The organism is uncultured Microbacterium sp. (genome assembly GCF_947488465.1).
Classification (GTDB): Bacteria; Actinomycetota; Actinomycetes; order Actinomycetales; family Microbacteriaceae; genus Microbacterium.
Genome location: NZ_CANKZA010000002.1, coordinates 18,343 through 40,751 on the forward strand (window position 1 = coordinate 18,343; position 22,409 = coordinate 40,751).

Below are 22,409 nucleotides of genomic sequence, written 5' to 3' on the forward strand. Positions count from 1 at the left end.
GGCCGGCTGCGAGGGGATCAGGCCTCGCGGGTGACCGTGACCTTGACGTGCAACTCGCTCTTGAAGGGTCCGGCGTACACACCGCGCAGCGGCGGGATGTCGTTGTAGTCCCGCCCGCGCCCGACGAGGACGTGGCGGTCACCGATCTCGGCGTTGTTCGTCGGATCGAATCCTTGCCAGTCGCCGGCGAACCACTCGACCCAGGCGTGCGACTCGCCCGGCACCGCGACGCCCACCTCGGCGTTGGCATTCGGGTGCAAGTATCCCGATACGTACCGCGCAGGGATCCCGACGACCCGCAGCGCGCCGAGGGTGATGTGCGCAATGTCCTGGCATACGCCCTTGCGCTCGACCCAGGCTTCGGCAGCCGTGGAGTGCACCCCGGTGACACCGTGCATGTACTCGACGGCATCCCCGACGGCTTCGGCGATCGCGTACGCGGCGCGCCCCGGGTGCTCGTGCTGCGCGGCGATCGACCGGGCGATCTCGGCCACCTCGGGATGCGCGGCGGTGCGGGGGGATGCGCTCATCATCTCGACCGTGCCGATCGAGCGCTCTGCTTCGCGTGCCAGCGCATCCCACGTGATGTCGGAGAACTCCAGCGGCCGCGGGCGCACCTCGACGAGCGAGCGCGCGGTGATGCTCAGCGCCGAGTGCGGCGCGAGCACGTCGAACGACGCGACGCGAGTGCCGAAATAGTCGAGGTACTGGTTCACGCTCGTCGACGGCTCGATGTCGAGTTGCGAGCTCAACACGAACTGGCTGTCCGTCGAGCTCGGCAGCATCCGCGCTTCGTTGTAGGACGCGCCGACCTCACCCTGGTAGGTGAATCCGGTGGCGTGCTCGATCCGCAGGCGCATCATGAGGTTTCTCCGATCCAGCTCGGTTCGGCGTGCGTCGGGAAGAACCGGTCGCGAATAGCTTCCGACGCCTCGCGCGTGACTTTCTGCACCTGCTCCATGTGCTCGGGCAACTCCGAGAGGATCTCACCGATCGGGCGGTATTCCAGATCGTTGCGGATGCGTCCGAGCGCGCGCAGCACGGTGTTGGAGTGGCCGACGCGGTCGGCGACCGGGTCGATCGCGCTCATGCATTCCTCGGCGCGCTGGATCGAGTGGATGATCGAGCGCGGGAAGAGGCGATCGAGCAGCAGGAATTCGGCCGCGTTGCTGGCGCTCGGCATCCCGCGGTACGTGCGCAAGTACGCCTCGTAGGCGCCACACGACCGCAGAATGGTCGTCCACGACGGGCCGGATGCCTCGGTCAACGACCGCGTCGCCAACAGCCGCGCGGTCATGTCGGTGCGTTCGATCGACCGGCCGAGGGTCAAGAACTGCCAGGCCTCATCGCGGCTCGTCGACGAATCGGTGATGCCGACGGCGAGCGCGGCACGCTCGCGCACCCACTGGAAGAACTCGTGCGTCTTCTCGTCGTTGATGCGTCGCGGCATGCGCGATTGGGTCGTGTTGAGGATCTCCCACAGCTCGGTGGACACGATCTCCCGCGCGCGGCGGGCATTCTCGCGCGCCGACTGGATCGCGTAGGCGATGCTCGACGGGTTCGCACGGTCCACCGCAAGTCGGTTGAGCACGTCGGCGCGACTGACCCGCACCCCGTCTTCCTCCGGAAAGGTGCCCATGACGCCCATGAGCGAGCGGCACGCGATGTCCTCGTCGATCCACGGGTCCTCCAGCAGCAACTGAAGGTGCACATCGAGGATGCGGGCCGTCCCGTCGCTGCGCTCGATATACCGCCCGATCCAGAACAGCGATTCAGCAATGCGGCTCAGCATGTCGCCGCCTCCACCCCTCCGCGAGCCGACACCTTCTGCTCGAGCCGACAAGGTAGGTGCGCACCGAAGCTGTCGGTTCGCGTGGATGCTGTCGGCTCGGCGCGGGTGAGGGTCTGCTGCTGTTGCTCTTGCTGCTGGTGGAGGTCCTGCGGGCCGTCCTGGGGCGAGTGGTCCGGCGCGTCCTGCGGGTCGTAGATGATCGAGATCGCCTCGGTCACCGCGGCCTGATCGGTCACGAGGCCCGCGACGCCGCCCTGCCCGCCGTACTCACCGCGCTCGGGCGCCGAACCGCCGACGATCCAGGTGTCCTTCGAGCCGCCGCCCTGCGACGAGTTGACGACGAGCTGTCCCTCCGGCAATGCCACCCGGGTGAGCCCGCCCGGCAGTACCCAGACCTCGTCGCCGTTGTTCACAGCGAACGGACGCAGGTCGGCGTGGCGTGGCCGCATCCCGTCTTCGACGAGCGTCGGGATGGTCGAGAGCATGACGACGGGCTGCGCGATCCACCCACGCGGGTCTTTGCGAAGCTTCTTGCGGAGCTTCTCGAGTTCGGCGGGCGACGCATCCGGCCCCACGACGAGGCCTTTGCCGCCGGACCCGTCGACGGGCTTGACGACGAGCTCGTCGAGCCGATCGAGCACTTCCTCGAGCGCACCCGGGTCTTCGAGCCGCCAGGTGTCGACGTTCTTCAGGATCGGCTCTTCCGCGAGGTAGTACCGGATGAGATCCGGCACGTAGGTGTAGAGGAGCTTGTCGTCGGCGACGCCATTGCCGACCGCGTTGGCGATCGTGACGTTGCCGAGGCGCGCGGCGAGGAGCAGGCCCGGCGCCCCGAGCATCGAATCGGCGCGGAACTGCAGCGGATCGAGGAAGTCGTCGTCGACACGCTTGTAGATCACGTCGACACGCTTGGACCCGCGGGTCGTGCGCATGAAGACCTTCCCGCCCATGCACTGGAGATCACGACCCTCGACGAGTTCGACACCCATGAGCCGGGCGAGCAGCGTGTGTTCGAAGTACGCGGAGTTGTAGACGCCGGGGGTCAACACCACGACGTTGGGATCGTCCACTCCGGGAGGCGCCGACGCGCGGAGCGCCTGCAGCAGCTTGTTGGGATAGTCGCCGACGGGTCGCACGTGCATCGAGACGAAGAGCTCGGGCAGGGTCTGCGCCATCACCCGGCGGTTCGAGATGACGTAGCTCACTCCGGACGGCACGCGCACGTTGTCTTCCAGTACGCGCATTTCGCCGTGCTCGTCGCGGATGAGGTCGATTCCGGCGACCTGGATCCGCACTCCGTTGGCCGAGTGGATGCCGGCGGCCTGCCGGTAGAAGTATTGCGAACTGGCGATGAGCGCGGCCGGGAGAACGCCGTCGCGGACACAGTGCTGACGGCCATAGGCGTCGTCGAGGAAGGCCTCGAGCGCCTTGACCCGCTGCTGCACACCCTTTTCCACGCGCGACCACTCGTCGTATTCGATGACGCGCGGAACCGCGTCGAGCGGGAAGGGCCGCTCTTCGCCGGCGAAATCGAACGTCACGCCCTGCGCGAGATACGAGCTGGCGAGCGATTCGGTCCGCCCGCGCAGCTCTTCCTGGGTCATCTTCGCGAGCGCCTGATAGAGCTCGCGATAGGCCGTGCGCGAAGGCACATCGGCTCCGGCGCTGGTCGGCGCCGCGAACATCTCATCGAACGCCGGCACCCCCGACGCGGTTTTGCGAGGCGCGAGCGTGGAGCCGTATCCGTCGAACAGGTCACCCATGGGACGAGCCTAGTCCGGGCCGTGTTTCGGCAGTATGTCGGATGCCGCCGGGCGCGGCGGGGGTCAGGACGACAAGACCAGGCGCAGCTGCTCGACGGCCCAGTCGAGCTCGGTCGCGCGGATCACGATCGGAGGGGCGATGCGGATCGTCTGGCCGTGCGTGTCCTTGACGAGCACGCCGCGCGCGAGGAGCTTCTCGGCGACCTCACGCCCCGTGCCGACGACCGGATCGATGTCGACGCCGGCCCACAATCCCACGACGCGGACCGCGACGACGCCGTGTCCGATGAGCGCGTCGAGCTGTACCGCGAGATGCTCGCCGAGCGCCGTCGCACGGGTCTGGAATTCTCCGGATGCCAGCATCTCGACCACCTGGAGGCCAACCGCGGTCGCGAGCGGATTGCCCCCGAAGGTCGATCCGTGCTCGCCGGGGCGGATGACACCCAGCACGTCACGATTCGCGACGACGGCCGACAGCGGCACAATGCCGCCACCGAGCGCCTTGCCGAGCAGGTACACGTCCGGGACGACACCCTCCCGATCACACGCGAACGTCGTTCCCACGCGGGCGAGACCGGACTGGATCTCGTCGGCGATGAACAGCACGTTCCGTCGGTCGCAGATCTCGCGGACCTGGCGGAGGTACCCCTCCGGCGGGATCACGACGCCCGCTTCACCCTGGATGGGCTCGACGAGAACGGCGGCGGTGTTCTCGTCGATCGCGGCCTCGATTGCCGCGGCATCCCCGAACGGCACCGAGACGAACCCGGGCGTGAACGGGCCGAAGCCTTCGCGCGCCCGCGGGTCATCGCTGAAGCTGACGATCGTGGTGGTGCGGCCGTGGAAGTTGCCGTCGGCGACGATGATGGTGGCGGCATCCGGAGCGACGCCCTTGACGCGATACGCCCACGCCCGCGCGACCTTGATGCCGGTCTCGACGGCTTCGGCGCCCGTGTTCATCGGCAGGACGAGGTCTTTGCCGCAGAGGGCTGCCAGCGCTCCCGCGAACGGCCCGAGCTGGTCGTTGTGGAACGCCCGACTCGTCAACGTGATGCGCCCGAGCTGCTCGGTTGCCGCGGCGACGAGGGCCGGATGCCGGTGACCGAAGTTCACGGCCGAATAGGCCGAGAGGAGGTCGAGGTAGCGCTTGCCCTCGACGTCGGTGACCCATGCGCCCTCGCCGCGGGCGATGACGACCGGCAGCGGGTGGTAATTGTGGGCGACGTGCGCGTCTTCGGCGTCGATGAGCTCGGCGGCGGCGTCCGGAGCGGTCATGGTCATCGGTTTCCTCGCAGTTCGAGCGTGCAGCACTTGATTCCACCGCCACCGAGCAACAGCTCGGACAGGTCGACGAGCACCGGGTTGTAGCCGCGTTCGCGCAGCTGGGCTTCGAACCCGGTCGCCCGCGGCGAGATGAACACGTTGTAGCCGTCGCTGGCCGAGTTCAACCCGAAGACGGCGCCGTCCTCGTCCGAAACCGTGATCGCGTCGGGGAAGCGTTCCTCCAGAGTGCGGCGGGATTCGTCATCGAACGCGGCGGGGAGGTAAGCGATGTTCGCGTTCTCCACGCCTCCCGGACCCTCGACCGGATCGAGCACCGAGATCGCGGTGTCGAGGTGGTAGAACCGCGGGTCGATCAACCGCAGCGAGACGACCTCACGGCCGAACACCTCGGCGATCTCGCGGTGGCTGTCACCCACCGACCGGAACCCGGTGCCGGCGAGGATCGTGTCGCCGACCAGCAGGAAATCGCCCTCGCCTTCCTGCACCTCGATCGGCTCGACGACCTCGAACCCGTTCGCCGCGAACCAGTCCATGAAGGGGCGTTCTTCGCCGCTGCGCTCGGGCACGCGGAAACGCACGCCCAGCGCACGCCCGTCGATGATGAACCCGCCGTTGGCGGTGTAGACCATGTCGGGAAGGCCCGGAACGGCGTCGATCAGTTCGACCTCGTGGCCGAGCGCGAGGTAGGTGTCGTGGAGCGTCTGCCACTGCGCAACAGCCTTGGCCGTGTCGGTCGGCTTCGCCGGCTCCATCCACGGGTTGATCCGATAGCTGACGGTGAAGTGCTCGGGGCGGCACATGAGGTACCGACGCCGCTGCGCGATGCGTGATGCCGACGGGAGGGTCTGGCTGAGGGGTGTGGACATTTACTCGCTCCTCGGACGAAGGGCGGCGGACGCTGTCCAGAGGCCCGTCGGCGCTTCGACTCCCCGAAAACACCAGGGAGGAAAGGTCGTGGCGGGCACGCCGGACTCCATTGTGCCAGATCGGCACAGCGCACAGCGGAAGCGAATTCCGAGCACGCGAACGCCGAAGTGAGTAGATTTTTTCTTATGGCAAGACGCACGGGGGAAGAAACGCGCGCGCTGCTGCTCCGCGTGGGGATGCAGATGCTCCTCGAGCGTGGGGTGAGCGCCGGCATCCAGCACATCCGCCTGCAGGATGTGCTGCGGCGCGCGGACCTGACGACGGGGGCGGCGTACCGCTTGTGGGCCGATCAGACCGACTACCAGCGCGACCTGGCTGTGGCGATGGTGCGCCTGCGTCTGAGCAACCCGGCGGACTATGTGCGCGGTGCGGTGACCGGGCTCGTCGAGGCAGGCGCGCCGGGAGACGACGTCATCCGCGCCGCGGCCGACGCGCATGTGCGTACCGCCATGAGCGATGTCGACGACCCGGACGAGGCCCTCGATGCGCAATCGTTCCTGATCGCCCTCGCCCTGCGCACCGCCGCCGATACCTGGCCGGAACTGAAGACTGCCAGCAGGGAACGCCACGACGAATCGATCGCGGCCTTCGATGAGTTCTACGGTTTTCTGATGACGTCCTACGGCATGCGAATGAAGTCCCCCCTGACGATCACCGACTTCAGCGAGGCGATGGCCGCGTTCGGTGAGGGCTTCGCGGTGCGCGCACTCGAGGGTATCCCGCACCCCCGGATCACGGCTGCCGCGGGCGACGACGTCCCCGCCGGGCAGTGGTCGCTGTTCGCCCTCGGTGTCCGCGCACTGGTCAACGAGTTCATGGTCCCGATCGAACCCGCAGCGCGCTGACGACCGCCGGGCGCGGGGATGCCCCGGGGCCGAGCGATCAACCTCGACCCCAGAGCGACACTCCCCCCGGTGTGCCATCTGGCAGGAGTTTCGGGTCCGACCGTGCTGGAACTGGTGACTCCTACGGAGCGCTCCCCAGAAGCGCCATGTTCATGGTGCCGCCGGAAGGCCCCGGCATCTAGAAAGATAAGTTGTTTCTCTGATGAATCGTCTCAGATGATGTCGGCGAACGTCGGGTCGGGATTGCCGAACCGGTGGGCCGTGATCGCGAGCGCCTGCTCGTGGAGGAACGGCAGGAGCTCGATCCGCCCGGCCGTCGTCACCGGGTTGTCATAGACGGCGATATCCGGGTCGCCGTTCGTCACGTCGGCGAGCGCGCGGTGCATCTCGGCGACGGATGTCGGAGTGCCGATGAGTCGCACGCGCGCGGGGCGGCCTGCGGCATCCGGCTGCAGCCGATCCGTCCACTCCTCCTCCGTCTCGACCGACACCGGCAGGTTCAGCTCGCCGAGGGCACGACGCACACCCGCCGGCAGCCCGACCGGAGCGCTGAAGGTGACCGTCGAGCCGGCCCGCACTCCCGCGATCACGACGCGCAGCACCTCATGCCAGGCGGCGTCACCGGCGGCACGGATCGCGACGTCGACCGGGCGGTAGCGGAAGAGGTTACGTTCGACCTCGAGGTGCGAGACATCGCGCACCTGACCGAACTCCCGATCCCACGCGATCGCATCCGACAGCGCGCCGCGGCGCAGCCACTCGAAACCGTCGTAGGCGAGGCTGGGCTGGGCTGATTCGATGAGCGTCGTGATGCGGGTGTCGAGTCCGCGCAGGTGCAGGGTCGACGACGGCGCTGCGCCCGCCGACGCGCGCCACGATCCGAGCCCGATGAGGTAGTTGGGTCCCCCGGCCTTCGCGCCGGCGCCCACCGACGAGCGCTTCCATCCGCCGAAGGGCTGGCGCTGGACGATCGCGCCGGTGATCCCGCGGTTGACGTAGAGATTTCCGGCCTGGACGTCGTCGAGCCAAAGCGCGAGATCATCGGGGCTCTGTGTGTACAGGCCTGCCGTCAGGCCGTACGCGACGGCATTCTGCAACTCGATCGCGTGACTGAGCGACGTCGCGTGCATGACGGCGAGCACAGGTCCGAAGAATTCCTCCCGGTGCATGCGAGAGCCCGGCTGCACGCCCACGCGGATGCCGGGGCGCCAGAGCCTTCCGGCGAGGGAGGGGTCGGCATCCTCGACGGGGCGCGGTTCGACAAGCCACCGCTCGCCGTCTTCCAGCGTCGACAGCGCCCACGCGAGCTTGCCCTGGGGCACCTCGACGAGCGGCCCGACCTCGCTGAGCGGATCGGTGGGTGCGCCCACGCGGAGGGATTCCACGGCATCCACCAGCTGCCGCGCGAAGCGCTGCGAGCGCCCGACCGGACCCACCAGGATCGCGATCGACGCAGCGGAGCACTTCTGCCCGGCGTGACCGAATGCACTCTTGACGAGATCGGATGCCGCGAGGTCCAAGTCGGCGGACGGCATGACGATCATCGCGTTCTTGCCGCTCGTCTCTGCCAGCAACGGCAGGTCGGGGCGCCACGACCGGAAGAGCGCGGCCGTCTCCCATGCGCCGGTGAGGATCACCCGGTCGACGTCCGGATGGGACAGCAGCTGCTGACCCAGGTCGCCTTCATCGATGTCGACGAGTGCGAGGACGTCGCGCGACACTCCGGCCTCATCGAGTGCGTCCCATAGCGCCTCGACGACGACGACGGCGCAGCGCCGGGCCTGCGGGGCAGGCTTGAAGACGACTCCCGATCCGGCGGCGAGCGCCGCGAGCACTCCCCCGGCCGGAATGGCCACGGGGAAGTTCCACGGCGGAGTGATGACCGTCAGCCGGGCGGGCACGAACACCGCACCGGCGATGCTGTCGAGTTCACGCGCCGTCGCAGCGTAGTACGCGGCGAAATCGACCGCTTCGCTGACTTCGACGTCGGCCTCGGCGAAGACCTTTCCTGTCTCGGATGCCGCCACTTCGATCAGTTCACCGCGGCGCCGCTCGAGCGCATGCGCGGCGCGCTGCAGCACCGCGCCACGGTCGGCCGCCGGGGTCGCACCCCAGGCCGCCGCTGCCGTGCGCACCCGCCGGAGCGTGTCTTCGAGGGCGTCCGCGTCGTCGAGACGGGCGGCGGCGATCGTCCTTTCGCCGGCGTCGGACGTGGCCACCCGGCCGAGGATCTCCCGCGCCCATGCGCGGTTCGCGGGAAGTGCCGGATCAGTGTCGGGCGCATTGCGGAAGCCCGGGGCACCCTCGGTGGGCTGCGCCGATTCACGCGGCGAGAAGACGGCCGTCTCGACATATTCCTGCCCCGCTCGGGCGATGCCGAGCACGGCCTGGGTGAGCCCCTCCGCCGCATGCTCGCCCGTCTCGCGAGTGCGCTGAATGGATGCCGGAGCCTCCGCGAGAGCGCCCCGGTCCTGCCGCCGGTTGGCCCCCACCGGTAGCGCCGGATCGCCGGCGCGCTCCACCGAGGCGATGAAGCGGTCGCGCTCGCGCGCGAACAGACGCGGGTCATCGTGCAGATCGAACGCGGCCGAGAGGAAGTTCTCGCTCGACGCGTTCTCCTCGAGGCGCCGCACGAGATAGCTGATCGCGACATCGAACTCGTCCGGCCGGACCACCGGGACGTAGAGCAGCACGTGACCGACGTCGGCGCTGACCGCCGCGACCTGGCCCTGCGCCATGCCGAGGAGCATCTCGAACTCGACGCCATCCGTGACCCCGCGCTCACCCGCGAGTAACCATGCGTAGGCGATGTCGAAGAGGTTGTGACCGGCGACGCCGATGCGCACGGCATCCGTGTGCTCGGGCCGCAGGGCTTCATCGAGGCACCGCAGATAGCTCGCGTCGGAGTCGAGCTTGCTCGCGTGCGTGGCAAGGTCCCAGCCGTGCATCACGGCATCCACCCGCTCCATCGCGAGGTTCGCGCCCTTGACGAGACGCACCTTGATGCGCGCGCCGCCGTCCGCGACGCGCTGCTGCGCCCAGGCGGTCAGCTGCTGCAGGGCCGGCAGCGCGTCGGGCAGGTAGGCCTGCAGCACGATGCCCGCCTCGAGCGAGTGCAGTCGCGGGTCGTCCAGGATGCGGGTGAACACCGCGATCGTGAGGTCGAGGTCGCGGTACTCCTCCATATCGAGGTTGATGAAGGTCGCGTCGGTGGATGCCGTCAGGTACAGCGGGAGCAGGCGCTCGACAACGGAGTCGACCACCTCGTCGAACGCCCACATCGAGATGTGGCTGGCGATCGCGGACACCTTCACCGACACGTAGTCGACGTCGGGTCGACGGATGAGGTCATGGATGCCGTCGAGTCGCCGCTTCGCCTCCGCCTCGCCGAGGACCGCCTCGCCGAGGAGGTTGAGGTTCAGCCGCGCACCGGCGGAGCGGAGCTTCTCGATCGCGGGTCCGAGCTTGTCGGGGCGTGCGTCGACGACGAGGTGACCGACCATTTCACGCAACACGCGGCGCGCGATCGGGACCACGGGAGTCGGGAGCACCGGCGCGACAGCCCCACCGAGGCGCACGGCTCCCCGCAGATACCACGGCAGGAATCCCGGCACGAGCGGCGCGACCCGCTGCAGGTTCGCCGCGGCGGCCGCGTGCGACTCGGGTCGCATCACTCCGTCGACGAATCCGATCGTGAAGGGCAACCCCTGGGGGTCCTTCAGCACGCCCGCGAGGCGCTCGGCGGCCGGGTCGGCGTCGACCTCGGCGGCTTCGCGCACCCAGCGCTGCGCGAGCGCGATCGACTGCTCCACCAGGGGCGAAAGGTTCTGCTCGGGCATGCCGACCTCCTCGTGCGTGGCCGTCTCGGCGCTCACGTTGTCCTCAGACTGCCTCGTCTCCATCCGTTCAGCGTGCGGCACGACCATGATTCGTGAAAAGCGATGATCTACGATGGATATCGTTGGGTTTTATCGATGAATGGTGTGGATGCCGTGTTGGAGCTGCGACGTCTCCGTTTGCTGCACGAACTCGCCCTCCGCGGGACCCTCGCGGCTGTCGCCGAGGCCCTCTCCTATAGCCCGTCGACCGTGTCGCAGCAACTCGCCCAGCTGGAGCGGGATGCAGGGGTGCCGCTGCTCGTCGCCGACGGGCGACGCGTCCGCCTCACGGCACACGGCCAGGCGCTGGCCGTGCACGCGGCGCGGGCACTCGCGGCGGACGAGCGGATCCGCGGAGAGCTGGAAGAGCTGCAGCCCGGCATCGCGCCGGTGCGCGTGGCCGTCCTCCAGACCGCCACGCACGCCGTCGTTCCGGCCGCGCTCACGCTCCTCGGCGAGCGCGCGCCCGATCTCCGTGTCGAACTGGTCGAAGTTCCGCCCGAACAGGGACTGTTCGAGCTGGCGGCGCGCGGGTTCGACCTCGCGATCGCCGAGCAGTACCCGGGACTCACCCGCGAGCTCCGGCCGGGACTCGACAGGCGGGCGCTGGGCACCGACCCGGTGCGTCTCGCCACCGACGGATCCCGCGCCCCGCTCGCAGCGCTCGCGCACCGCGCATGGGTCTTGGAGCCCACCGGGACGGCGGCACGAGAGTGGGCCGTGCAGCAGTGTCGGGCGGCGGGATTCGAACCCGACGTCCGCTACGAACTCGCCGACCTCGGCGCGCACGTCGCACTCATCGCGGCCGGTCACGCCGTCGGCATGCTTCCCGATCTGCTGTGGGCGGGCGGGGCCGCGCCCGTCACCCTCACGCCGCTGCCGGGCGATCCGGCCCGCGAGATCTTCACCGCCGAGCGTCGCTCCAGCGCATCGCGTCCCGGCATCCGCCTCGTGCAGGACGCGATCGCGGAGGCCTTCGCGACGGCGGGACTGACCCACTGAGCGTGCCGGTCAGTCCCAGGTGCTCGGCGCGGGCGATTTCGTCGAGGGCAGAGCCGAGGCTTTCGCCCACTCCGTGATCCAGTCCGGCAGGGGCGGCAGGTCGTCCGGACGGTGCAGAGCCTCGAACAGCTCCTCGGTGTTCACCACGCCGCCCGTGCGGCGGAGGAACCGCGCGCGCACGATCATCTCTGCGTAGACCTCGCCATCGACCACCGCGCGGTGGATCTGATAGACGGCTTTGTCGTCGTGCCCGTAGAGGCGTGACTCCACCGTGAAGCGTTGCCACAGCTGCAGCGACTTGCGGAACGTGACCGATTCGCTCGCGACGACCGCGTACCAGCCCTGGGCGTTCATCGCATCCCAGATGCCGGTGCGGATGAGCAGGTCGAAGCGACCGAGGTCGAACAGCGACGCGTAGCGGCCGTTGTTCATGTGTCCCAGGAGGTCGATGTCGGTGGGCATCGTGCGCAGCCGGATCCGACCCACGCTGTGCGGCGGAATCGGCCCACGCCGGTGCAGAAGCACCTTCGCGCGCCAGATCGTCAGGAGGGATCGCCACCACACATTCACGAGGCGCGATGCTAGCGCAAAAGCCTGTGTTTCCCGGCGGGAAAGTGGCCGCATCCGTCGATTTCAGATTTTCATAGGGTCGACGTAGAGTCTGGCCATGGAAGCCACCGTGGATTCGACTGCACAGACCGACATCGTCGTCCGTCCCGTGCGTGACGTGGATGCCGAGGCGCTCGGCCGCGTGCACGCGACCTGCTGGCACGAGACCTACGACCACCTCATCAGCAAGGCGGCGCTCGAGAAGGTGTCGCCCAAGCGCCTCGCCGAACTGTGGACCCACTGGGCCGCGCAGGGCGAGTCGTTCCGCATGTTCGCGGCGCTCTCCGCCGGCGAGATCATCGGCTTCGCCGGGTCGGGCCCGGCCCGCGACCGCGACGCACCCCGTGCCCGTGAGCTGTACTTCATCTACCTGCTCGACGCCTTCCACGGCACCGGCACCGGTCAGCAGCTCTTCGACGCCGTCGTCGGTGGAGAAGAAGACGTCTACCTCTGGGTCGCCGAGGACAACCCCCGAGCGCACCGCTTCTACACGCGCAACGGGTTCACGCTCGACGGCACGACCCACACCGAGCCCTTCCTCGGCGAGACGCTGACCGAGGTCCGCTTCACCCGCTGACCCTACCCGGCGTCACGCGGCGGGCGCGACTGCCGCCGCCGGAGTACCGTGCGGCCTTTTCGGGGTCGTTTGGTGCCGCATCCGCCCCGGGAAAGCGACACCACGCGACCCCGGAACGGCGATGCCGGCAGCCTCAGCGTCCGCTGACCGTGCCGAAGAGGCGCGCGATCGGCGCCAGCACGAGGGGACGGGCGGCCACCCAGGCGGCCGCGATGACCACGAGCGACAGGGCGAACATCCAGAACCCGGTCCAGTTGTCGGCGTAGGCGACGCCATCGGCCGAGCCTTGGGCCGCGTACATGTGGTTGAGGTTGCGGAGGGCGCCCGTGGCGAGCACGAGCGCGACGTGGATGAAGATGAACACCACGAAGTACAGCATCACCGGGAAGTGCACCTTGCGCGCCCATTCGATCGGATAGGCCGCGTTGAGCTTGGCGTTGCCCTTCGGCCACATTCCGCTCATCCGGTAGCCGGTGACGGCGGCGAGCGGCGCGGCCACGAACACCGTCGAGAAGTACGCGATCTGCTGCAGCGCGTTGTAGTTCACCCAGCCGTTCTCGGTCGGCCAGTCGAGCGAGACGTACTGCAGCGCCGCCGACACCGCATTGGGAATGACCTCCCAGCTCGTCGGGATGATGCGCATCCACTGCCCCGTCACGAACAGCAGCACGATGAAGACCAGCCCGTTGGCGAGCCAGAGGATGTCGAGCGCCTGGTGGAACCAGATCGTGAGGCTGGTCTTGCCCTTGGGATTGCCCCGGGGCGTCCAGAACACCGACGGGCGCTTCTCGGTGCGGATCGTGAGACCCGAGCGGATGATGAGGACCATCAGGAACACGTTGAAGAAGTGCTGCCACCCCAGCCACGCGGGGAAGCCCACCGGTGCCCCCTCGGGCAAGTGATACTCCCCCGGGTAGGTGGCGAGGAAGTCCTGCATGAACTCGAGGCTGAGGAACGCCCGGACGAAGACGACGGCGAGCGCGGCCGCGAACAGCAGCCCACCCCCGCCGAGGATGACGGCGCCCGCCCACTGCGCTTTCGTGAAGGGCCCGAGTTTCTGCGGCTCGGGCTTCGGGGCGGGCCGGTGGCGTGCGGCGCGTCCCGGCCAGACTGTCCGAGGGACGGTGAGCGGCGCGCGCGGTTCGGTGGATGCCGGGGACTGCGCCACCGGCGCGAGTGCAGACGGCGCGACGACGATGTCGGGAACAGGTGTCGCGATCTGCTCCGCCTCGGCGGCAGTGGGCGCAGATTGCGCCACCTGCCCCGTAGACCCGAGTGCTTGCGGTGCCGTGTCGGCCGGGGGCCAGGGCTCTCCCTGCGGCGCGCGCGGAAGACCCCGCCGCACGAGCACGGGCGCTCCCTCAGAAACAGGTGTCGCGATCTGCCCCACCTCGGCGGCACTGAGGGCAGAGTGCGCCACCTGTTCGGGGCCCGGCCCGGGTCCCGTGCCATCGGCAGCATCCGCAACAGGGGTCACAACCTGCCCGGCCCCGGCGACGGAACCCACCGAATGCGCCACCTGCCCCGTAGACCCGAGTGCGTGCGGTGCCGTGTCGGCCGGGGGCCAGGGCTCTCCCTGCGGCGCGCGCGGAAGACCCCGCCGCACGAGCACGGGCGCTCCCTCAGAAACAGGTGTCGCGATCTGCCCCACCTCGGCGGAAACGGGGGCAGATTGCGCCACCTGTTCGGGGCCACGGCCACTCACGCCCCCCGGGCTGGTCGAGGTGTCGGACGGGCGGGACGCCGCTTCGCCACGCTCAGCGACCGGCGTAGGGCCCGCGGCCGCAGCAGCAGCTCCCGAGGCAGCAGCAGCGCCGGCGGCCGCAGCAATCCCCGCGTCCGCAGCACGATCAGCGGCCGGTGCGGCGGATGCGGGCGGCCACGGGTCACCCCCGGCGATCCGAGGAAGGCCGCGACGCAGCCCGGGGAACGAGGCCACCGCGCTACGCCTTCTTCGCCTGCAGGGCAGCGATCAGCTGCGGAACGACCGTGAACACATCGCCCACGATGCCGAAGTCGGCGATGTCGAAGATGGGCGCGTCGCCGTCTTTATTGATCGCGACGATGGTCTTGGCCGTCTGCATGCCGGCCTTGTGCTGGATCGCGCCGGAGATGCCGAGAGCGACATACAGCTGCGGCGCGACCGACACGCCGGTCTGCCCGACCTGCGCGGAGTAGGGGACATAGCCGGCGTCGACGGCGGCGCGCGACGCACCGACGGCCGCACCCAGAGCGTCGGCGAGCTCCTCGACCAGCACGAACTTCTCCTGCGACCCGAGCCCGCGACCACCCGAGACGACTTTCGCCGCGCCGCGGAGTTCGGGACGGCTGGATGCCGCGACCTCGGCCTGGAACGACTCGATCGTCGCGGCCGGTGCGCCGGACGGCGCGACCTCGAGGCGATCGACGACGGGCGCCGCGACAGCGGCGGCACGCGCATCGACCGCGCCCTGTCGTACGGTGACCACCGGAGTGCCGAACGTCGGCGCCGACGTCACGTTGAACGACCCGCCGTAGACCGAGTGCTGCGCGACGACGCCCTCGTCGTCGCGCACGAGGCCGACGACGTCGACGGCGAGCGCGAGCGATGCGCGGGCGGCGAACCGCCCGGCGATGTCGCGTCCCTCGATCGAGTTGGAGACGACCACCGCGTCCGGACGCACGAGTGCGTGAGCCGCCGTGAGCGCGTCGACGAGCGGCACGGACAGTGCCGCGTCGGCGCCACCGAGGTCGGCCGTCAGCACGACGGCCGCACCGAGCTCGCCCGCCGCCGCGGCGAGTGCCGCGTGCGCCTCCGGCGCGGCGACGACGAGCGCCACCGGTGTCCCGACACTCCCGGCGGCACCGACCAGGCCCGCCGACGATGAGGCGAGCGTGCCCTGGGGTGTGACATCCAAGAGCACGAGCACCGCGTCCCCTGCGAAATCGACCATCATGCTCTCCTTAGGCCAGTCGGTTCTCGATGAGGAAGGCGGCGAGCTTGTCGCCGGCATCCCCCTCGTCGACGATCTTCACGCCGGCCCCGCGGGGCGGCTTCTCGCTCACGCTCGTCATGATCGACTGCGGCGCGATCGCCGGGTCGATGTCGACGCCGAGGTCATCGAGCGACACAATCTCGAACGGCTTCTTCTTGGCCGCCATGATCCCCTTGAAGTTGGGAAAGCGGGCGTCGGGCAGCGCTTCGGTGATCGAGATCACGGCCGGCAGCGCGGCGCTGACCTGCGCGACGCCCGCATCGCTCGCGCGGGTGCCCGTGACACGATCGTCGGCGATCGTCACCGCCGACAGGGCGGTCGCGTGCGGCACCGCCAGATGCTCGGCGAGCATGGCGGGCAGGACGCCGCCCGACCCGTCGGTGGAAAGGTTTCCGGTGATGACGAGATCGAAGCCGGCGCGGCGCACGGCGGCCGCCAGAACCCGCGCCGTCACACCCAGATCGGCGCCGGCCAGGCGGTCGTCGACGACCTGGAGTGCTGAACCGGCGCCCATCGCGAGGCCCTTGCGGATGGTCGCGGCGGCATCTCCCGACGCCATCGACACGACCTGCACCTCGGTGCCCGGGTGCGCGTCGGCGTGGCTCAGCGCCACTTCGAGGGCCCGCTCACCGATCTCGTCGAGCACGCGATCGGACGCCGCCCGATCGGCAAGCCCGGTCTCGAGGTCGAGCTTGCGGTCGCCATAGGTGTCGGGGACTTCTTTGACCAGCACCACGATCTTCATCGGTTCTCCTTCGCGATGACTTCATCATACGAGATGCGACTGAGTGCCGCGAAGCGTGGAACTGAGATTCACACCGATCGTGGAGGACTCAGCGGTGGGTGAAATTCGCCGATCGCTTCTCCCGGAAGGCAGCCATGCCCTCCTTCTGATCGTCGAGGGCGAACAGCGACGAGAAGACCTGCTTCTCGAACCGCAGGCCCTCGGCGGCTGTGGTCTCCAGAGACGCGCGCAGCGCCTCTTTGGCGGCATAGACGACCGGCAGCGATTTGGCCGCGATCGTCTCGGCGACCTTCTTCGCCTCGGAGAGGAGGTCGGCGGCGGGCACCACCCGCGAGACGAGCCCCGCACGCTCGGCCTCGGCGGCATCCATCATCCGCCCGGTCAGCACGAGTTCGGCCGCCTTGTAGTAGCCGACCGCGCGAGGGAGCCGCTGCGTGCCCCCGAGCCCGGGGATCACTCCGAGGGTGATCTCGGGCTGTCCGAAGCGCGCGGTGTCGGCGGCGAGGATGATGTCGCACGTCATGGCGAGCTCGCAGCCGCCGCCGAGCGCGTACCCCGCCACCGCGGCGACGACGGGGGTGCGCACCCGGCTGAACGCCTCGAGGCCGACGAAAGGGTTCTGCATCGCCATGTCCCGCGACGACTTGCCCTCCATCTCCTTGATGTCGGCGCCCGCGGCGAAGGCCTTCTCCGAGCCGGTCAGCACGATGCATCCGACGGCGTCGTCGGCGTCGAAGGCGGATGCCGCGTGCGCCAGCTCGTCGACGAGTGTCGAGTTCAGGGCGTTGAGCGCCTCGGGACGGTGGAGGGTGATCCAGCCGACGCGTCCTCGCGTCGAGGTCAGGATCGAGGTGTACTCGGTCATGTCCCCATCGTGTCACGCGGGCCGTCGCCGCGCCCGTTTCTCGCGGAGGGTCCAGCGGTGCGCGCCGCCCCCTGCCGTTCACCTCTGCGTCATACGAGCGCCACGCGGCGCCCGTAGGCAGGAGGCATCCCTGCCCACCCATCCGAGGACATCGATGCGCTCTTCCGTCCGACGTCGTGCGATCGCGGGGGCCACCACGGCCGCCCTCGCCTGCACGCTCGCCTTGACCCCCCTCACCGCAGCTTCGGCCGCGCCCGCCCCGACACCGCCCGTCGCGTACTCCGCCGACGACGCCGCGATCTCACTGACCCCCATCGGCACGCACCGCACGGGCGTGTTCGAAGCGTCGGCTGCCGAGATCGTCGCCGCCCACGGCGACCGCCTGTTCGTCGTGAACGCGCAGGCGGGCGCCGTCACGGTGCTCGACGTCACCGACCCGGCCGCACCGGTCGAGCTGTACGAGATCACCGCAGACGGCATCGCGAACTCCGTCGCCGTGCGGTCCGACGGCCTGGGTGTCATCGCCCTCGAGGCGCCGACCAAGACGGATGCGGGTTCGCTCGTGTTCTTCGACGCGGATGCCGCAGCGCCCACCATTCTCGGATCGGTCACCGTCGGCGCCCTGCCCGACATGGTCACCCTCTCGAAGGACGGCGCCTTCGCCGTCGTCGCGAACGAGGGCGAGCCGGCGGGCGACTTCTCGATCGACCCGGAGGGCTCGATCGGCGTCGTGACGCTGCCCGCCGCCAAGCAGGCACCTGGGCAGAGCGCCGTGCGCATCGCCGGATTCAGCGCGTTCGAAGGCGCGAACCTGCCGGCCGATGTCCGCGTGTTCGGCCCCGACGTGGCCGCGCCCGACCAGGGCGAGCGCCCGCTCGAATCCAACCGCGTGAGCCGCAACCTCGAGCCGGAGTACGTCACGATCGACGGCGGCACGGCATACGCCGCGATCCAGGAGGCGAACGCGATCGCGGTCGTCGACCTCGCGTCCGCGACCGTCACCGACCTCTTTTCCCTGGGATTCAAGGACCACGGGCTGGCGGGCAACGGTCTCGACGCCAGCGACCGCGACAAGGCGATCGACATCGCCACCTACCCGGGCCTGAAGGGCATCTACATGCCCGACGGCATGTCGTCGTACCAGGCGGGCGGCGCGACGTACCTGGTCGCCGCGAACGAGGGCGACGCCCGCGAATGGGGCGACTACATCGACGAGGCACGGGTGAAGGACCTCGGCAAGAAGGGTCTCGCGGCTGTCTGCGCCGACAGCCCGCTCGCCGCGCAGAAGGCGGATGCCGACCTCGGTCGCCTCAAGATCGCCACCGACCTCGGCATCGCCGACGGCGCCGACTGCTACAGCGAGCTGTACTCCTACGGCGGGCGCTCCTTCTCGATCTGGACGACCGACGGCCGGCAGGTCTTCGACTCCGGCGACGGCTTCGAGCAGACCCTCGCCGCCGCTGTGCCCGACTACGTCAACTCGGGTCACGATGAGACCGGCTTCGACACGCGCAGCGCCGCGAAGGGCCCCGAGCCGGAGGGTGTCGCCATCGGCGCGGTGAACGGACGGACCTATGCCTTCGTCGGGCTTGAGCGCGTCGGCGGCATCATGGTCTACGACATCACCGACCCCGCGGCATCCACGTTCGTCACGTACGTCAACAACCGCGACTTCGCGGCAGGCGTCGATCCGAGCGCCGCCTCGCTGGACCTCGGCGCCGAGGGTGTGACGTTCATCCCGGCGGAGTCCTCGACCACCGGCGAGCCCCTGCTCGCGGTCGCGAACGAGGTCTCGGGCACGACGACGCTGTTCGCCATCGACGACGGCCTCACCGACATCCAGGTGCTCACCGTGAACGACTTCCACGGTCGGCTCGAGGCCGATCTCCGCAACGGCGTTGCCGGTGCCGCGGTCGTCGCCGGTGCCGTCGACGCGTTCGAGGCGAAGAACCCGAACACCCTGTTCGTCTCGGCCGGCGACAACATCGGAGCGTCGACGTTCACGTCGTTCATCCAGCAGGACGACCCGACCATCGATGCGCTGCTCGCCGCGGGTCTCGACCTCGGCGCCGTCGGCAACCACGAGTTCGACGCCGGATTCGACGACCTCACGGGCCGCGTGCTGCCCCGCTTCGGCAGCGGCGACTTCGGCCTCGGCGCCAACGTGTACCTGCGCGGCACGAAGACGCCGGCGCTCCCCGAGTACGCCGTCCGTGAGGTCGACGGTGTGCGGGTGGCCTTCATCGGCACCGTCACGCCCGACACGGCTGCGATGGTGACACCGACCGGGATCGCGGGCATCGAGTTCGGCGACCAGCGCGAGGCCGCCGATCGGGTGGCGGCGGAGATCACCGCGGCGGATGCCGCCGACGTGATCGTCCTGCTCACCCACTCAGGGTCGGCGACTTCGGTCTGCGCGAACGTCGCCGCCGACACGAGCACCTTCGGGACCCTCATCCGTGAGGCGTCGCCCGACATCGACGCCATCGTGTCGGCGCACACGCACCAGACGTACGCGTGCGAGATCGACGGACGCCCGGTGATCCAGGCGTCGGAGTACGGCAAGGCGCTGGGCACGCTGCAGCTGTCGGTCGACTCCACAACCAAGGAGCTCGTCTCGATCGCAGGCGGCGTGCAGTCGCTCGTCGTCGGCGGAACGGCGGCGTTCCCGGCAGATCCCGCCGTCGCGAAGATCGTGGCGGATGCCGTCGCGGTCGCCGGCGAGAAGGGCGCCGTCGAAGTCGGTGCGATCAGCGCCGACATCCTCCGCGGCGGCACACCGGCCGGCAGCGACCGCGGGGTCGAGTCGACGCTCGGCAACACCGTCGCCGACCTGTACCTGTGGGCCACCTCGAACGAGGACTACGCGGGCACGCCGGCGCAGATCGGTCTGATGAACCCCGGGGGACTCCGCACCGACCTGCTCTACGGCACGGACGGCACCGTCACCTACCGCGACGTCGCGAACGTGCAGCCCTTCGCCAACACGCTGGTGACGGTGACCCTCACCGGCGCGCAGCTGAAGGCCGTGCTCGAAGAGCAATGGCAGCCGGCGGGGTCGGAGCGGCCCAAGCTGCATCTCGGCGTCTCGGACGGATTCTCCTACCGCTACGACGAGTCCGCCCCACGCGGATCGCGGATCGTGTCGATGGCGTTCGCGGGCAAGCCCGTGACGGCGACCGAGTCGTTCACCGTCGTGACGAACTCCTTCCTCGCCGCCGGCGGCGACAACTTCGTCACCTTCGCGGCCGGCACGGACCGCACCGACACCGGGCAGGTGGACCTGGCGGCGACGGTCGCCTACTTCGCGGCGCACGACGTCGTCGACCCGTCGCCGCTCGGGCGCGCGCTCGTCGGGGCCGGCACACCGGTCGACCCGACCGACCCGACCGAGCCGGGCGCGGGCGAGGGCGAGCTGCCCGAGACGGGCGGCGCCGCCGACTGGGCGACGATCGACATCGGATCGGGGCGGGTCGAGCAGGGCGGCGCCCTTCCGGTCGTCGTGTCGGGTCTCACCCCGGGGCAGCAGATCGGCGCGACGCTCTACAGCGACCCGATCGTGATCACCGGGATCCCCAGCGCGGGGATGGACGGACGGACGGCGTTCACCGTGCGGGTTCCGTCGAACCTCGCGCTCGGCGCGCACACGCTCGTGATCAGCGCGCCCGGGCAGGTCGACATCCGCGTGCCGGTCGAGGTCGTCGCTCCGGGCACGCTCGCCGCGACCGGCGGCACGTTCCCGATCGGGTTCGTGACGGTCCTGGCGCTCGGAGTGCTCGTCGCGGGAATCGTGCTGACCGTGCGGCGGCGGGCGAAGCTGAGCTGACCACTCACACGCAGCAGCGTCGGATGCCGGGCTCTCCGGCATCCGACGCTGTCGTTCGGGATCCGATCGCGCAGCGCCCGGGCTCAGCCTCCGACGACCTCGCGCCCGATGATCACGCGCATGATCTCGTTGGTCCCCTCGAGGATCTGGTGCACCCGGAGGTCGCGCACGACCTTCTCGATGCCGTACTCCTGCAGGTAGCCGTAGCCGCCGTGCAGCTGAAGCGCCTGGTTGGCGACCTCGAACCCGGCATCCGTGGCGAACCTCTTGGCCATCGCGCACTGTACCGCGGCGTCGGATGCACCCTCGTCGATCGCGCGCGCCGCGTCGCGCACGAGCGCGCGGGCTGCCTGCAGCTGCGTGGCCATGTCGGCGAGCGTGAACACGACCGACTGCCGTTCGGCGAGCGCCTCGCCGAACGTGAACCGCTCGTGCACGTAACGGACGGCCCGATCGAGCGCCCACTGCGCACCGCCCAGCGAGCAGGCGGCGATGTTCACGCGCCCGCCGTCGAGCCCCTTCATGGCGATGCGGAATCCGCCGCCGAGCTCGCCGAGCACGGCGGATGCCGGCACCCGCACTTCGTCGAGGATCACCTGTCGCGTCGGCTGCGCGTTCCAGCCCATCTTCTGCTCGTTCGGCCCGAAGCTCAGGCCTGCGGCATCCGCGGGGACGAGGAACGCCGTGATGCCGTCTGATCCCCGCGGTTCCTGAGCCTGTCGAAGGGCGCCGGTGCGCGCCATGACGACGTAGACGGAGGCTTCCCCGGCGCCGGAGATGAACTGCTTGACGCCGGTGAGCACGTATTCGTCGCGGTCGGCGATGGCGCTCGTCGTGATCGCCGCGGCATCCGACCCGGCACCCGGCTCGGTGAGGCAGTACGCGCCGAGGTCCTGCATCGTGACGAGGCGCGGCAGCCATGCGCGGCGCTGCTCGTCGGTGCCGTTCGTGTCGATCATCCACGCCACCATGTTGTGGATCGAGATGTACGCCGCGATCGTGGGATCGCCCGCCGCGAGGGCTTCGAAGATCGCGGCGGCGTCCTCGCGCTGCAGCCCCGAGCCGCCGACGTCCTCGCGGATGTAGATGCCGCCGACCCCCAGCTCGCCGGCCTCGGCGAGCACGTCGCGGGGGAAATGCTTGCGGCGATCCCAATCGAGCGCGTTCGGCGCCAGTCGGGTGGCCGCGAACTCGCGGACGGCCTGGAGGATGGCGTCCCTCTCACCGGCGGAAAGGGTCGTCGGGGTGGCGGTCACGCTCATATGGTCACGTCCTCGTGAGACAAATCGACATCATCGTCAGCGCCCGGTAGGGCACATTG

At 69.6% G+C, this 22,409-nt stretch carries 16 protein-coding genes; 4 read left to right on the plus strand and 12 right to left on the minus strand.

The annotated features are described in order from the left end of the window. Window positions 1–17: 17 nt before the first annotated feature. The 5 genes from Q0653_RS05100 to ddaH form a co-directional block, all read right to left on the minus strand. Complete coding sequence (locus Q0653_RS05100; RefSeq protein ID WP_298943184.1) at window positions 18–863, minus strand: transglutaminase family protein; 846 nt, start codon at window positions 861–863, stop codon at window positions 18–20. After that, window positions 860–1,792 (minus strand): alpha-E domain-containing protein, encoded by a 933-nt coding sequence (locus Q0653_RS05105; protein ID WP_298943187.1) that lies wholly within the window; start codon window positions 1,790–1,792, stop codon window positions 860–862. The genes Q0653_RS05100 and Q0653_RS05105 overlap by 4 nt, the downstream gene beginning before the upstream one ends. Then, complete coding sequence (locus Q0653_RS05110; RefSeq protein ID WP_298943189.1) at window positions 1,786–3,555, minus strand: circularly permuted type 2 ATP-grasp protein; 1,770 nt, start codon at window positions 3,553–3,555, stop codon at window positions 1,786–1,788. The genes Q0653_RS05105 and Q0653_RS05110 overlap by 7 nt, the downstream gene beginning before the upstream one ends. A gap of 63 nt (window positions 3,556–3,618) precedes the next feature. Continuing rightward, window positions 3,619–4,836: an ornithine--oxo-acid transaminase gene (gene rocD / locus Q0653_RS05115; protein ID WP_298943191.1), complete on the minus strand. Its 1,218-nt coding sequence runs from the start codon at window positions 4,834–4,836 to the stop codon at window positions 3,619–3,621. Continuing rightward, window positions 4,833–5,705, minus strand: coding sequence for a dimethylargininase (ddaH, locus tag Q0653_RS05120; RefSeq protein ID WP_298740576.1), 873 nt, complete (start codon window positions 5,703–5,705; stop codon window positions 4,833–4,835). Before ddaH ends, rocD begins: the two co-directional genes overlap by 4 nt. A 186-nt stretch (window positions 5,706–5,891) precedes the next feature. Here ddaH and Q0653_RS05125 point away from each other — a divergent pair, with 186 nt between their 5' ends. Continuing rightward, a complete protein-coding gene (locus Q0653_RS05125; RefSeq protein WP_298943193.1) occupies window positions 5,892–6,611 on the plus strand; it encodes a hypothetical protein in 720 nt (239 codons plus the stop codon). Window positions 6,612–6,823: 212 nt separating this feature from the next. Here the strand turns inward: Q0653_RS05125 and Q0653_RS05130 are convergent, their stop codons facing one another. Further along, window positions 6,824–10,450 carry a bifunctional proline dehydrogenase/L-glutamate gamma-semialdehyde dehydrogenase gene (locus Q0653_RS05130; RefSeq protein WP_298943898.1) on the minus strand — a complete coding sequence of 1,209 codons (3,627 nt, stop codon included), beginning with the start codon at window positions 10,448–10,450 and terminating at the stop codon, window positions 6,824–6,826. 153 nt (window positions 10,451–10,603) lie between these two features. Between Q0653_RS05130 and Q0653_RS05135 the strand changes: the two genes are divergently transcribed. Beyond that, entirely contained in the window at window positions 10,604–11,491 is an 888-nt protein-coding gene (locus tag Q0653_RS05135) for a LysR family transcriptional regulator (RefSeq protein WP_298943900.1), read from the plus strand. A 9-nt stretch (window positions 11,492–11,500) separates the two neighbouring features. On the opposite strand, the gene Q0653_RS05140 is transcribed toward Q0653_RS05135, so the two are convergent. Beyond that, window positions 11,501–12,061, minus strand: a complete 561-nt coding sequence (locus Q0653_RS05140; protein WP_298943195.1) for a thioesterase family protein — start codon at window positions 12,059–12,061, stop codon at window positions 11,501–11,503. Between the two features lie 97 nt (window positions 12,062–12,158). Here Q0653_RS05140 and Q0653_RS05145 point away from each other — a divergent pair, with 97 nt between their 5' ends. Continuing rightward, window positions 12,159–12,677, plus strand: a complete 519-nt coding sequence (locus tag Q0653_RS05145; RefSeq protein WP_298740582.1) for a GNAT family N-acetyltransferase — start codon at window positions 12,159–12,161, stop codon at window positions 12,675–12,677. A 133-nt stretch (window positions 12,678–12,810) separates the two neighbouring features. Here Q0653_RS05145 and Q0653_RS05150 read toward each other — a convergent pair whose 3' ends face one another. The 4 genes from Q0653_RS05150 to Q0653_RS05165 all read right to left on the minus strand — a co-directional run bounded on the left by Q0653_RS05150 (window position 12,811) and on the right by Q0653_RS05165 (window position 17,262). Then, window positions 12,811–14,616, minus strand: a complete 1,806-nt coding sequence (locus Q0653_RS05150; RefSeq protein WP_298943197.1) for a cytochrome b/b6 domain-containing protein — start codon at window positions 14,614–14,616, stop codon at window positions 12,811–12,813. Between the two features lie 4 nt (window positions 14,617–14,620). Next, the gene (locus tag Q0653_RS05155; RefSeq protein ID WP_298943199.1) at window positions 14,621–15,610 is read right to left on the minus strand and encodes an electron transfer flavoprotein subunit alpha/FixB family protein; all 990 of its coding nucleotides are present in this window, start codon (window positions 15,608–15,610) and stop codon (window positions 14,621–14,623) included. Between the two features lie 10 nt (window positions 15,611–15,620). Then, window positions 15,621–16,397: an electron transfer flavoprotein subunit beta/FixA family protein gene (locus tag Q0653_RS05160; RefSeq protein ID WP_298943201.1), complete on the minus strand. Its 777-nt coding sequence runs from the start codon at window positions 16,395–16,397 to the stop codon at window positions 15,621–15,623. An 88-nt stretch (window positions 16,398–16,485) separates the two neighbouring features. Further along, window positions 16,486–17,262, minus strand: coding sequence for an enoyl-CoA hydratase-related protein (locus Q0653_RS05165; protein ID WP_298943203.1), 777 nt, complete (start codon window positions 17,260–17,262; stop codon window positions 16,486–16,488). Window positions 17,263–17,416: 154 nt separating this feature from the next. Between Q0653_RS05165 and Q0653_RS05170 the strand changes: the two genes are divergently transcribed. Then, the gene (locus Q0653_RS05170; protein WP_298943205.1) at window positions 17,417–21,088 is read left to right on the plus strand and encodes a choice-of-anchor I family protein; all 3,672 of its coding nucleotides are present in this window, start codon (window positions 17,417–17,419) and stop codon (window positions 21,086–21,088) included. A gap of 83 nt (window positions 21,089–21,171) precedes the next feature. On the opposite strand, the gene Q0653_RS05175 is transcribed toward Q0653_RS05170, so the two are convergent. Beyond that, the gene (locus Q0653_RS05175) at window positions 21,172–22,350 is read right to left on the minus strand and encodes an acyl-CoA dehydrogenase family protein (protein ID WP_298943207.1); all 1,179 of its coding nucleotides are present in this window, start codon (window positions 22,348–22,350) and stop codon (window positions 21,172–21,174) included. Window positions 22,351–22,409: the final 59 nt, after the last annotated feature.

What these genes read in the sequence shown, in the direction of transcription:
- Q0653_RS05125 (WP_298943193.1), top strand. Translation starts at nt 5,892, where the DNA reads ATGGCAAGACGCACGGGGGAAGAAACGCGCGCGCTGCTGCTCCGCGTG.
- Q0653_RS05110 (WP_298943189.1), bottom strand. Translation starts at nt 3,555, where the DNA reads ATGGGTGACCTGTTCGACGGATACGGCTCCACGCTCGCGCCTCGCAAA.
- Q0653_RS05100 (WP_298943184.1), bottom strand. Translation starts at nt 863, where the DNA reads ATGATGCGCCTGCGGATCGAGCACGCCACCGGATTCACCTACCAGGGT.
- ddaH (WP_298740576.1), bottom strand. Translation starts at nt 5,705, where the DNA reads ATGTCCACACCCCTCAGCCAGACCCTCCCGTCGGCATCACGCATCGCG.
- Q0653_RS05145 (WP_298740582.1), top strand. Translation starts at nt 12,159, where the DNA reads ATGGAAGCCACCGTGGATTCGACTGCACAGACCGACATCGTCGTCCGT.
- Q0653_RS05165 (WP_298943203.1), bottom strand. Translation starts at nt 17,262, where the DNA reads ATGACCGAGTACACCTCGATCCTGACCTCGACGCGAGGACGCGTCGGC.
- Q0653_RS05175 (WP_298943207.1), bottom strand. Translation starts at nt 22,350, where the DNA reads ATGAGCGTGACCGCCACCCCGACGACCCTTTCCGCCGGTGAGAGGGAC.
- Q0653_RS05130 (WP_298943898.1), bottom strand. Translation starts at nt 10,450, where the DNA reads ATGCCCGAGCAGAACCTTTCGCCCCTGGTGGAGCAGTCGATCGCGCTC.
- rocD (WP_298943191.1), bottom strand. Translation starts at nt 4,836, where the DNA reads ATGACCATGACCGCTCCGGACGCCGCCGCCGAGCTCATCGACGCCGAA.
- Q0653_RS05170 (WP_298943205.1), top strand. Translation starts at nt 17,417, where the DNA reads ATGCGCTCTTCCGTCCGACGTCGTGCGATCGCGGGGGCCACCACGGCC.
- Q0653_RS05155 (WP_298943199.1), bottom strand. Translation starts at nt 15,610, where the DNA reads ATGGTCGATTTCGCAGGGGACGCGGTGCTCGTGCTCTTGGATGTCACA.
- Q0653_RS05105 (WP_298943187.1), bottom strand. Translation starts at nt 1,792, where the DNA reads ATGCTGAGCCGCATTGCTGAATCGCTGTTCTGGATCGGGCGGTATATC.
- Q0653_RS05160 (WP_298943201.1), bottom strand. Translation starts at nt 16,397, where the DNA reads ATGAAGATCGTGGTGCTGGTCAAAGAAGTCCCCGACACCTATGGCGAC.